This is a genomic window from Pedobacter ginsenosidimutans, assembly GCF_001442625.1.
GTDB lineage: Bacteria > Bacteroidota > Bacteroidia > Sphingobacteriales > Sphingobacteriaceae > Pedobacter > Pedobacter ginsenosidimutans.
On sequence record NZ_LMZQ01000005.1, the window covers coordinates 253821 to 265859 of the forward strand.

Here is a 12039-nt window from a genome sequence, read left to right on the forward strand (position 1 = left end):
CTTATTGATATCTCTTTCTTAATAAATTCATCATGTAAACATTTATTGCCCATTGATCGGCAAGGGGTTGGCGCGTATAAGGCAAGGTAGGCATATAATCAGCCGGACCAAATTCGGTAAGAATGGTCATACGCTCGCCGTTTTTCTTTTTGCGTGCTATAATTTTATCCCACCAGGCCAGGTGTGCTTCTACCACTTTTGCCCATTCTGGTGCCCGTGGGTCGTTTACTTGTGGCCCTTCGGGGTGCCCAACCCTCGAGTGGATATGTTCTGCCTTTTCTAAAATAAAATCGATGGTCTGTTTCTGGTCAGACAATAAACTTTCGTGCACATTACACCAATGCGAAATATCTAAAGTAAATCTTAATTCTGGATTTTTTTCAGCAAAATTTTTAGCAACATGCGCAGCAAACATCATACGGCTACGATGTGTTTCATGATAAACCGGTATGCCAGACGATTTACTTTTGGCCGTTGCGTAATCAATAATCTGTTTATTCTCTTCGTAGGTGAAATAATCTTTTCCCGAATGGCAATTAATGTAAACAGGTTTTTGATAAGTATTGGCACAAATAGCATCTAAACTTTTTTTGAAAGAAGTTAAGTGCTCAGTTATGTTCGACTGCGATCCGGCGCATAAAAACCCTATTTCCAGTTTATGTTTCTTAACTGCATCAAAAAGTTCTTTTATCGCTTTATCCTCACCTGGCCACCATACTTCAATGCCTTCATATCCTTCTTTTTTGGCTGCTGCGCAAAACTCATCTCTTGTGCCTCCAAAACCCCAATCGGTTTGCATAAATAATAATTCGTAGCCAGCTTTTGCTTTTATATTTTTAAGTTCGTTGCCGCTCATATTTTGGACTGGGGCTAAAATTGATGCTGCCGTTACAACAACTGTATTTTGTAAGAATTTCCTTCTGGTTTGGTTCATTGGTTCACTTGTTATTGGTTCATTTGTAGATTGGGCATTAGTTTATTGGTAACTGCCAATTGAAAATTGGTCACCGCAGACTCCGGACTTCCGACTCCTGACTTAAGCTACAATCTCTGATATCACCTTACCTGCCACATCAGTTAACCTAAATGGCCGTCCCTGGAAAGGATAGGTAAATTGTTCGTGATCGAAGCCCAACTGGTTTAAAATAGTGGCTTGAATATCGAAAGCATCAACTTTTCCACTTATAGCACTATATCCAATTTCATCTGTTTCGCCGTGTGTAAATCCTTTTTTCACACCTCCACCTGCCATCCATATGGTAAATGCTTCTGTATGATGATCTCTCCCTTTAAATGGATTTTGAATACCATTTCTGTTTTCCATCATCGGAGTACGCCCGAATTCACCGCCCCAAACAACCAGGGTTTCTTCTAATAAACCGCGTTGTTTCAAATCGAGTAATAAAGCAGTAATTGGTCTGTCAATGGTTCGGCATTTATTCTTCAGTCCGATGTTAAGTGAGTTGTTCGGATTATCGCCATGTGCATCCCATCCCCAATCGAATAATTGCACATAACGCACCCCTTTTTCTACCAGTTTACGGGCAAGCAACACATTATTGGCAAAACAAGCTTTACCTGGTTGTGTACCATACATTTCGTGAATGTAGGCTGGCTCATCATTGATATTCATCACCTCTGGTGCCGATATCTGCATGCGGTAAGCCATTTCATACTGAGCTATCCGCGATAAAATTTCAGGATCATTATACTCTTGATATTGTTGCTCGTTGGCTTTATTAATGGCTTCGATAGACGCTTTTCTCAAATCCCGGTTCATTCCGTCCGGATCTTTTATAAATAGTACCGGATCTCCTTCACTTCTACATTGTACACCTTGATAAACAGAGGGTAAGAAGCCGCTTCCCCAAACACTTTTTCCTGCATCAGGGAAACTACCTCCACTGGTCAATACTACATATCCCGGTAAATTTTGGTTTTCTGACCCTAAACCATAAGTTACCCAGCTTCCCATACTTGGTCTGCCCAACCGCGGCGACCCTGTATGTACCAACAGCTGCGCCGGAGCATGGTTAAATTGATCTGTTTTTACAGCTTTCAAAAAGCTTACCTCATCTACCATGGTAGAAAAGTGTGGTAAATTATCACTCACCAAGGCGCCTGATTGGCCATATTTTGCAAAATTGGCCTGTGGCCCCAACATTTTAGGTACCCCGGTTATAAAAGCAAATTTTTTCCCGGCGAGTAATGATGGAGGGCAATCCTGGCCGTCCATTTTCATTAACTCTGGTTTAAAATCAAACAGTTCTAATTGAGATGGAGCACCTGCCATGTGCAAATAAATTACACTTCGTGCCTTACCCACAAGCGGTGGCGATTTTGGCAATAACGGATGTGCGGGATCGTAAGCGATCTTTGTTTGCGGACTCGAAAAAAGATTACCACAGCTACCCAATAACGAACCCATTGCCAAAGCACCCAAGCCCATCGCACTTTCTTTTAAAAAATGGCGTCGCGAGTGCAGGCGTGCATTTGCTTCATGTGCTTCTTTAATTAACCTATGTGCGTTTAATTCGTCTCTTGTCATAACCGATCAAATCAATTTTTGGTAACCACTTCATCCAAATTAAGCATTGCATTGGCCACGAGTACCATTGCCGCTTCTTCTGGCTTAAATTTCTTTTGTTTATCACCCATAAATGCCGATACACTTGCCGAATTTTTTCTAAACTCGCCAAAAGCTTTGGCATACAGGTCTTCGAATACTTTTAACCTATTTTGAGGGATCGTTTTATATAGGATCAATTCATAGCCTTTAGCAATTTTAGATTTGCTCGTGCTTCCTCCTACTTTTTCCATACGTACAGCAAGTTTTCTTGCCAAATCGATATAAACACTATCGTTTAAGGTTACCAGGGCCTGTAAAGGGGTATTGGTCCGGATACGGCGCGGACTACAAACCACTCTCGATGCTCCATCAAAAGCAATAGCTGATGGATATGGAGCTGTTCTTTTCCAATAGGTATAAATTCCCCTGCGGTATTGCTCTTCCCCACCACTTAACACCCACTTAGCACCATTATAAGGCGAGAACCAAATTCCTTCAGGCTGCCAGGGCATTACCGGTGGTCCGTACATTTTATTACTTAATACCCCACAAACGGCAAGACTCTGATCTCTTATTTGCTCAGCGCTCAACCTAATCCTCGAACCCCTGGCGTAAAACTTATTAAACAGATCTTTTTCTTTCAGTTCTTCGGTTACCTTACTGTCTTGCCTGTAAGTAGCCATCATCACCAGTTCTTTCAACATTTTTTTAACGCTCCAGTTGTATTTGTACATAAACTGATAAGCCATAAAATCTAAAAGTTCCTGGTGGGTAGGAGCCATTCCCTGGGTTCCCATATCTTCTAAAGTTTCTACCAAACCGGCTCCGTACAACTGCTCCCATAGCCTATTTACCATTGTTCGCGATACAAGAGGATTTCTTTTATCGGTAAGCCACATGGCTAAACCCATCCTGTTACTAGGTGCATTTTTAGGCATAGCAAAACCCAAAGAATTAGGTACACCAACTTTAACCTCTTTGCCTTTCGAAGTCCAGGCACCACGCTCAAACACATAGTTTTTACGTTGCATGCTCAATGGATTTTCGACCATAATCGGTGTGGTTGGCACCTTTGCATTCATTAAATCAGTAAATATTTTTTTATTGGCCAAGTACTCAGGTTTACCTTTTCCGGGAAACTGTTTGGTAAAATAAAACCAATCGAAGTACACCATAAATTCGTCAGGATTTTTCACCGAAGGATTGGTGTACTTTAAGTACACATCCTTTACCCCGCTTTGCTTTGCAAAATCTATTTCTACATTTTCATAACCTTTAGTTTGGGCAAGCTTCCACGATTTTACAACAGGACCGTTTGGTGAGCCTAAATGTAAACTCATTGTACCATCAGGTTTACTGCAGTTGTAGCGCAAAATCAACTGATCAACATGGTTAAGATCAACTGATTTTAATCTTGCTGTAGAGCTATTTTTAAAATACAATGCAATGTTATTATTACCGATTACCGAATTAACCAATTCATCGGCCGTTGTAGAGTTTATTGCCGGCTGACCCGTTTTTAAGAATAAATCAACTTCGGCTGCTCTTTCTTTACCCGAAACAGTTTTAACCCAGCTGGTTAAATGATTGAGCTCGTTTTTAAGGCTATCATTAAAATCTTTAAGTAATGGGTATTCTGCAGAAACGTCTTCATCCCTTGTATTGTTAAAATACGACATGAATTTATAATACTCATCATGTTTAAAGGGATCGTACGGATGGCTATGGCATTGTACGCAAGAAAAAGTTGTACTCATTAACCCTTCCCAGGTGGCATTTACACGATCTAAAACGGCCGCTGTTCTAAATTCTTCATTATTGGTCCCCCCCTCATCGTTGGTTGGGGTATTTCTGCTAAAAGCCGTAGCAATATACTGGGCATCAGTTGGATTTGGAAATAAATCTCCGGCAATCTGATCGGTAATAAATCGATCATATGGCATATCACGGTTAAAGGCCTTAATCACCCAGTCGCGATAACTCCAGATGTTTCGGTTAGGATCACTCTCGTAACCTTTAGTATCGGCATAACGTGCTATATCCAGCCACATCGATGCCCAGCGCTCGCCAAATTTAGGCGAAGCCAGCAAACTATCAACCAGCACATTGTAGGCCGCCTGTTCATCTTTACTGTTTAAATAAAATTTGGCCAGTTTATCTGATGGGTAAGTACCGATCAGATCTAAACTTACTCTCCTCAACAAGGTAGCCTTATCAGCAGTTTTAGAGGGCTCCAGTTTATTTTCTTCAAGCTTTGCAAAAATAAATTTATCCAGATCGTTGCGCACCCAATCATTATCCACATCTGGCAATTCGGTCGGTTTTACACTAACATAAGCCCAATGGTTGCCCCATTTTGCGCCTTGTTTTATCCAACCACTCAAAATATCAATTTCATCGTTATTTAAAGCGGGGTGTTTATATGGCATCCTTTCTTCAGGATCGTTTGATTTCAAACGTTTGATAAACTCGCTATCCTCAGGATTACCTGGAATAATTGCCGGTTTGCCACTCTTGGTTTTAGCCAAAGCCTCTTCCCTAAACAACACACTAAAACCACCTTGTTGTTTAACCCCACCGTGACAGGAGATACATTTTTTATTTAGAATGGGCTTAACCTGTGCGTTAAAATCAATCTGTTTCTCCGAAGAAAAAAGTGAAAAGGCAATTAAGGCGATTGCAACCAGCACAAAGCCAGAGGCGAATAGTATTTTCTTGTTCAATAACATTTGGTTAAAAATAAACTTATGCTAATTTTTAGACCCCTTAACTTGTATACAAAGTTAAATTAAGCTAAACATTTATCAAAAATTACAATAGAGGCGGCTATTAGACTAAATCGCTAAGATTTCGCTTCCTTTAAATCAAAGATCAAGAAAAAAATAAAACACAAAAATGTATTAACTTGCTCAAAAAATGGATTATCTTACTTTTTATTAAGAATTAGCAATGGAGAAACGCCAAGTAGGACAGAAAAATAGTTTTGATTTTCAGAAAGCCTTTATCATTCCCAGGAATGTACTAATAAAACAATGCACTAAAAATGAAATCATAAACAATTTATTTATTACCGACATTGGTTATTACCGTAAGGCATTGAATCACTATATAAAAAGGAATAATGGTTCGGAACAGCATATTTTGATTTATTGCGTAGAAGGAAAGGGAAACGTAGAATTTCACGATACTAATTATCATATTGAAGCAGGTAATTTCATTATTATCCCAAAAGAAACAGCACATACTTACCAAGCTGACCCAACGTTACCATGGACTATTTATTGGTTCCATTTTTCAGGAACCGGTGCTGATCAATTGGTTGCTTCGTTACAGAATTATAAGGCTTATGCGGGGTTTAGTGAAGAACGGAACATGTTATTCGATACTATTTACAACCGATTAGAAAGAGGTTTTAGTAGAGAAAATATAATTTACTCAAATTTATGTTTCCACCAATACATTGCTGAAGTTGTTTATACCGATAAACATCTCGTTAACGATAAAATTATGGAACCTGATAAAGTTGAAGAGGTTATAGATTTTATGCGGAAAAATATTGAAAAGATGCTTAGTTTAAAGGAAATGGCCTTGGCTGTTTACCTTTCACCTTCCTATTTATCAGCCATTTTTAAAAAGAAAACAGGAACCTCACCTATCGATTATTTTAACCAGCTCAAAATTCAGAAAACAACACAATATTTACTATTCACTAACCTGCGGATTAACGAAATTGCACAAAAAGTCGGCATTAACGATCCTTACTATTTTAGCCGGCTCTTTTCAAGCATTATGGGCATTTCGCCAAAACAATACCGCGATAATAGGTTTAAGTGATGTTTTTTTTCGGCAGTCGGATGTTACCATCTACCAGAATATTTATCTATAATTATCTTTAAACTCTTATGTATCAGATGGTCACATCTGACACCACGAAAATAGTAATATCCAACGCCACACCACCAACATTAATCCAACGTCAAGCCAATTTCCTTCAGCAAAATAGCTGCATTAAAAGTCTTACATGGTCCGTGTTTTAATAAATAATCAAATTTCATTTCGCCTTCGGTAATCTGTATATCGAAATGGAAATTACGGACGGTTTCGGGGTGATCGATAATCAGATCTGCCAGTTGTAAATCGTGTGTAGCAAAAAGTGCAGGTGTTTTTTCGGTAATCAGCTTTTGTATAAAAACTTTTGAGCCCAAATATTTATCCCGACTGTTTGTACCCCGCAGCATTTCGTCAATCAATACAAAAGTATCTTTGTCTTTAACTACATTATCTAAAATCATTTTCAGACGGTTTAACTCTGCCTTAAAAGTTGAGGTACTTTCATTAAGCGAATCTTTAATCCGCATATAGGTATTGATCGAAAAGACCGATAATTGCATGGTTTTGGCACAAACCGGCGCACCGGTATAAGCCAATATCATATTAATACCCAAAGTACGTAGAAAAGTGCTTTTACCGGCCATGTTAGAGCCCGTTACAATATCTACAGTTGGTTTTCCTTCTAAATGAAAATCATTATCCACCCGAACTTGCTCGTTAATAAGCGGATGGCCGATATGAGTGGTGGCTAATGCAAACTGATCTGTAATCACCGGAAAAACCCAATCTGGCTGATTATAGGCTGTTGTGGCCAATGAAATCAGTTCTTCAAAATCGCCTAAATGGTCAAGAGCTGAAATCACATCCTTTGATGATGATTTATACCAAATATCTAAACTGATGCAGCATTTTAAATCCCAAAGCAAAAGTGCGTTCAATACACCACCAACCAGGAGATTCAGCCTGGCATCAAAATTCTGGATAATTTTAGATAGGCTTTTAATTTCTTTGCTTACCGGGATTTTTGAATCTAATAAACTTAAAGTATACGAACTTTTCCAGCTTTGATTCTCTGTCCATAAAATAGCGCTTGCATAACCGTTTAACAGATTAGAACTTCCGCCAAAGGTGTAAAAAACCTTGTTAATTTTTGAGCCTAATAAAACATTCCACCCTGTGTGGATCACAAATAGAAATGCCAATATTTTCCAAAAAGCAGCGCTAACAAGAAGTGCCGCTAAAATTAAACCAATTGAAATATAAGGCACCAGCTTTACATAAAACCTCAAAAAACTGCTTTTTACAAATTCCAATTGTGCACCCAATTGGTGTTTAAGCTGAACTTTAATCTGCTCTATTTTATTGGGATCATAGCCATGCAGATTAGCCCTGAAACTATAGGTTTCTGCTATCTTTTCCCTTATTTCACTTATAGCTTCCTGGCGAAGTAATATCTGATCTCTGGCCGATTTTTCTGCAAAATTTTTAGCCAGTAGATTATTTCCGCTTTTGGTACTACAACGATTAATCAGTGCAAACAGAGATGCGCTACCAAAAATATCAAGATCAGAAGTATAAGGATGCAGTTCAGATTCGAAAGCCTGACCATGATCATAGCCATTCGCTGCTCCGTTTAAAACATTCCATTCATTCTGATAGACCCATAAAAGTTGTTTTTTATAATCGATTTCGCGGTCTAACTTACTTTGTCTCCGGACAACAAAGGCAAAGGCGATTATGGGCGCCAATAATGCAAGTTGAATTAATGTACGTAAATCATCATCTGCAGACTGCAACAGTAGAACAAAAAATAAAATTTCAGCCAGGAACAGACCAATCCTGACGAGGGAAAGTTGATCGATTATTTTTTTGGTCTGTGCTATATCAGCACTAACCTGCTTATTTTTTTTGTCGTAATCGGCTATTATTTCTGCTTGTTGTTTTAACATGATATCGCTTCGGTGTATATATTTTCGAAGGTATAAGATCGATAGATTGTCTTTTTTGTTACAATTTTCTCTAAGTTTGAATCTCGAAATTCTAAAGATAGGCAAAATATTAAATGAAGATTACACTGATCGCCATTGGCAAAACAGAAGATAAATATCTAATTGAAGGAATTGATAAATACATCAACCGTTTAAAGCACTATATTAACTTTAGTTTTTTGGCTTTGCCAGATGTAAAGAATGTTAAAAATCTTAGCGAAGCCCAGCAAAAGGCAAAAGAAGCAGAATTGCTGCATAAACAAATTAACAATGGCGATGTTGTTATTTTATTGGATGAAAAAGGGAAAAAATATTCATCAGTAGCGTTTTCCAATTATTTAAATAAACAGATGGTTGGTAGTGTGCAACATTTAATTTTTATTATTGGCGGCCCCTATGGATTTGATGAAACCATTTACAAAAGAGCAAACGGGTTAATTTCGCTTTCTGACATGACCTTTTCTCATCAAATGATCAGATTGTTTTTTGTAGAGCAGCTTTACCGGGGATTTAGCATTTTAAAAGGAGAACCTTATCATCACGCTTAGAGATGGAAAATGTGAATGAGCTATGGAAAAGGCGAATTAAAATCATCATTAAATAAAAGAAATTATGCTATTAGATAAATATAAACGGGAATACAGGTATAAAAGCAATCAGAACGGAAACAATAAATACCTATGGATCAGCATCATAGCATCATTGGTAATTATAGCTCTGCTTTATTATTTCTTCGATTAAACCCACAAAAAAACACCAGACAGGTTGCCTGGTGTTCGCTATCATTTCTGTAAATAAAGCTTAAACGCCTTTTTTACTGGTCATACTTGCTTTTTTAGCTGGAGCTGAAGTTTTAGTAGTTGCTTTAGCACTTGCTGATGCTTTAGATCCTGTAGCTTTTTGTTTTTTATCTGAAGCTGCTTTTTCTTCTGATAACTTAACCTCTGCTGGTGTACCTGGTGTTTCTGGAGTTTCCTCAGTAAACAATGGCAGATCTTTTAATAAGTTATACCAAGTGATAATCTTCTTCATATCAGAAGCATAAACTTTCTCCTGATCGTGACCTGGAGCTACTTCAAGAAAGTAAGCACGTAAATCGCCTTTCAAATCCGGAGTAGATCCTTTTGCTGAAATTTTAGCAAAAATATCTGCCAATTTAATTTCCTCATCTTCGCCATACACAGTAATATCTTCTAACGAAGCTAATTTTGTGTTGGTGATGTTGGCTACAACTTTAGTTTTTTGAGCATCTAAGCCCTCTAAAATGTAACCTACTTTATTTTGTCCAACCAGTTTAAATAACCCTGGTCTGCCAGATACGGCAACAATTCCTCTTAAATTCATATTTTTTTTGAGATATGAGATTCTAGATATGAGATATGAGAAATCACTCAGATCAAATAACTAAAACTCTTTGTTCAATTATTAAATGAGATAGAGCATCAATCAGAGAAATCAAGTCTCAAATCTAATGTCTCAAATCTCGTATCCATTTTAATCTTCTAAAACTTCAATGTTTAAAATCTTATCACCTTGACGGATATCATCTACAAGGTCTACATTCTCAACCACTTTACCAAAACAAGTATGGTTACGGTCTAAGTGAGCAGTATTTGTTCTGCTGTGGCAGATAAAAAACTGTGAACCACCAGTGTTGCGGCCAGCGTGAGCCATAGATAAAACACCACGATCGTGGTATTGATTTTCTCCGTCCAGTTCGCAATCAATTTTGTAACCTGGGCCACCAGTACCTGCTAAATGTGCTTTAGCCGGGTCTTTTGAATTTGGGCATCCGCCCTGAACCATAAAGTTAGGAATTACACGGTGAAAAGTTACACCATCATAAAAGCCTTCTTTAGCTAGTTTTTTAAAGTTTGCAACGGCTTTCGGCGCATCATTTTCGTAGAATTCTACAGTCATTTCGCCTTTTTCTGTTTTTATTATTGCTTTACTCATATCAATATCGGTACTAATTTTAAATTTTATTCACCTAAAAAACAATCGTATTTTTTTAGTAGAGGGCAAAAATAACAAAATTGTATAACTTATAACATCATTAAATTTTTCTATACAGTTTAAATGCGGTATTTTAGTGTTTTAAGCATACCGATTTGATAAAGAAATATTATATCCTGCTCATTTGCCTGCTTTGCTCCCAGGGGCTAAGGGCTTCTTCTTTGTTGATTTACATGGATGAAGACCAAAAGAACCACCTTAAAGCATATGGTATTGCCTATTGGACAATCAGCAAACAACTGGAGGTAGATTGGCTCTTAAACTATCGTGGCGGAAGCTTTTTAATTAAATACAATAAAACAGTTGAAGATGAACTTAAAATCCGTGGCGTATCTTACGAAGTAATGGCCGATGGAAAGGTGACCAACCTTTTAAACGAAATCAGCGATCCTGCGGTGAATATGGAGATGGTTAAACTGGAGAAAACACCAAAAATTGCGGTTTACTCTCCAAAAAGCAAATTACCCTGGGATGATGCCGTTACACTCGTTTTAACCTACGCCGAAATCCCATACGATGTAATTTATGATGATGATATTTTACAGGATAAATTGAGCAAATACGACTGGCTACACTTGCACCATGAAGATTTTACCGGGCAGTACGGCCGTTTCTGGGCCAATTTCAGGTATGCAACCTGGTACCAGGAAGATGTTAAAAACCAGGAAACCTTAGCTAAGCGCATGGGTTATAAAAAGGTTTCGGAAATGAAATTAGCCGTTGCCAAACACATTAAAGAATATTGTGCCGGTGGAGGCTTTTTGTTTGCGATGTGCTCGGGCACTGATAGTTTCGACATTGCCCTTGCTGCTGACGGGGTAGATATCTGCGCCCAAATGTTTGATGGTGATGCCGCAGATCCAAATGCACAAAGTAAACTGGATTTTAATAAAACCTTAGCCTTCCAGAATTTCAAGCTGGATAACAACCCAATGAACTATGAATTTTCGGATATCGACGTTACTCAAACCCGTACCCTGAACCAAACCAACGATTACTTTACTTTATTCGATTTTTCGGCCAAATGGGATCTTGTTCCAACCATGCTTACCCAAGACCACGATAAGGTGATTAAAGGCTTTATGGGGCAAACCACGGCTTTCAGAAAGAGTTTAGTTAAAACAAGTGTAACTGTTCTGGGCGAAAACAAAGGTGCTGCAGAGGTAAGGTATTTACATGGAGAAATTGGCAAAGGTCAGTTTACTTTTTATGGTGGGCACGATCCGGAAGATTATCAGCATGCTGTAGGTGATCCGCCAACAGATTTAAATCTACATCCAAATTCACCTGGCTATCGTTTGATCTTAAATAATGTTCTTTTTCCAGCTGCGAAAAAGAAACCTCAAAAAACATAATTTTCGAGTAATCGCCTTTTGGCATCTTTTCTTTTACGGTTAAAAAACTAGTAATTCTACTGGATATTCCTATTATGTAGACAGTAAATCACATTTATCGGCATAACTAATTGCCATCGTAATTATACTGAAACCGCTCAAAAAAAACCCTGTAAACCAGTAGATTACCAGACAAACTGTAACAGACTTGATACTTTGGCACAGCTTTTGGAATTGAGACTTGTAATTAACAAAGGGTTTAAGCCCGAAATTTTTTAAACAAGATTCTTCTAAAAGAAAA

General features: G+C 38.0%; 9 protein-coding genes. 3 read left to right on the top strand and 6 right to left on the bottom strand.

Features of this window, described 5'->3' with window-relative positions; genetic code table 11:
- Position 1: 1 nt before the first annotated feature.
- The 3 genes from ASU31_RS09450 to ASU31_RS09460 form a co-directional block, all read right to left on the bottom strand.
- Entirely contained in the window at positions 2-934 is a 933-nt protein-coding gene (locus ASU31_RS09450; RefSeq protein ID WP_209434979.1) for a sugar phosphate isomerase/epimerase family protein, read from the bottom strand.
- Between the two features lie 102 nt (positions 935-1036).
- A complete protein-coding gene (locus ASU31_RS09455) occupies positions 1037-2548 on the bottom strand; it encodes a DUF1501 domain-containing protein (protein WP_057932092.1) in 1512 nt (503 codons plus the stop codon).
- Between the two features lie 11 nt (positions 2549-2559).
- Positions 2560-5298: a DUF1553 domain-containing protein gene (locus tag ASU31_RS09460; protein WP_057932093.1), complete on the bottom strand. Its 2739-nt coding sequence runs from the start codon at positions 5296-5298 to the stop codon at positions 2560-2562.
- Positions 5299-5518: 220 nt separating this feature from the next.
- On the opposite strand from ASU31_RS09460, the gene ASU31_RS09465 reads away from it, so the two are divergent.
- Positions 5519-6403: an AraC family transcriptional regulator gene (locus ASU31_RS09465; RefSeq protein WP_057932094.1), complete on the top strand. Its 885-nt coding sequence runs from the start codon at positions 5519-5521 to the stop codon at positions 6401-6403.
- 131 nt (positions 6404-6534) lie between these two features.
- Here ASU31_RS09465 and ASU31_RS09470 read toward each other — a convergent pair whose 3' ends face one another.
- Positions 6535-8349: a MutS-related protein gene (locus ASU31_RS09470; RefSeq protein WP_057932095.1), complete on the bottom strand. Its 1815-nt coding sequence runs from the start codon at positions 8347-8349 to the stop codon at positions 6535-6537.
- 113 nt (positions 8350-8462) lie between these two features.
- Between ASU31_RS09470 and rlmH the strand changes: the two genes are divergently transcribed.
- Positions 8463-8936 (top strand): 23S rRNA (pseudouridine(1915)-N(3))-methyltransferase RlmH, encoded by a 474-nt coding sequence (rlmH, locus tag ASU31_RS09475; RefSeq protein ID WP_057932096.1) that lies wholly within the window; start codon positions 8463-8465, stop codon positions 8934-8936.
- A gap of 253 nt (positions 8937-9189) precedes the next feature.
- Here rlmH and ASU31_RS09480 read toward each other — a convergent pair whose 3' ends face one another.
- Both ASU31_RS09480 and ASU31_RS09485 read right to left on the bottom strand, forming a co-directional pair.
- Complete coding sequence (locus ASU31_RS09480; RefSeq protein WP_057932097.1) at positions 9190-9732, bottom strand: DUF5606 family protein; 543 nt, start codon at positions 9730-9732, stop codon at positions 9190-9192.
- Positions 9733-9882: 150 nt separating this feature from the next.
- Positions 9883-10344, bottom strand: coding sequence for a peptidylprolyl isomerase (locus tag ASU31_RS09485; protein WP_057932098.1), 462 nt, complete (start codon positions 10342-10344; stop codon positions 9883-9885).
- Between the two features lie 233 nt (positions 10345-10577).
- On the opposite strand from ASU31_RS09485, the gene ASU31_RS09490 reads away from it, so the two are divergent.
- On the top strand, positions 10578-11759 hold the full coding sequence (locus tag ASU31_RS09490; RefSeq protein WP_083505322.1) for an asparagine synthetase B: 1182 nt from the start codon (positions 10578-10580) through the stop codon (positions 11757-11759).
- Positions 11760-12039: the final 280 nt, after the last annotated feature.

Excerpts from the sequence above, each read along its gene's own strand:
- rlmH (WP_057932096.1), top strand. The coding sequence starts at position 8,463 with ATGAAGATTACACTGATCGCCATTGGCAAAACAGAAGATAAATATCTA.
- ASU31_RS09485 (WP_057932098.1), bottom strand. The coding sequence starts at position 10,344 with ATGAGTAAAGCAATAATAAAAACAGAAAAAGGCGAAATGACTGTAGAA.
- ASU31_RS09490 (WP_083505322.1), top strand. The coding sequence starts at position 10,578 with ATGGATGAAGACCAAAAGAACCACCTTAAAGCATATGGTATTGCCTAT.
- ASU31_RS09465 (WP_057932094.1), top strand. The coding sequence starts at position 5,519 with ATGGAGAAACGCCAAGTAGGACAGAAAAATAGTTTTGATTTTCAGAAA.
- ASU31_RS09480 (WP_057932097.1), bottom strand. The coding sequence starts at position 9,732 with ATGAATTTAAGAGGAATTGTTGCCGTATCTGGCAGACCAGGGTTATTT.
- ASU31_RS09470 (WP_057932095.1), bottom strand. The coding sequence starts at position 8,349 with ATGTTAAAACAACAAGCAGAAATAATAGCCGATTACGACAAAAAAAAT.
- ASU31_RS09455 (WP_057932092.1), bottom strand. The coding sequence starts at position 2,548 with ATGACAAGAGACGAATTAAACGCACATAGGTTAATTAAAGAAGCACAT.
- ASU31_RS09450 (WP_209434979.1), bottom strand. The coding sequence starts at position 934 with ATGAACCAAACCAGAAGGAAATTCTTACAAAATACAGTTGTTGTAACG.
- ASU31_RS09460 (WP_057932093.1), bottom strand. The coding sequence starts at position 5,298 with ATGTTATTGAACAAGAAAATACTATTCGCCTCTGGCTTTGTGCTGGTT.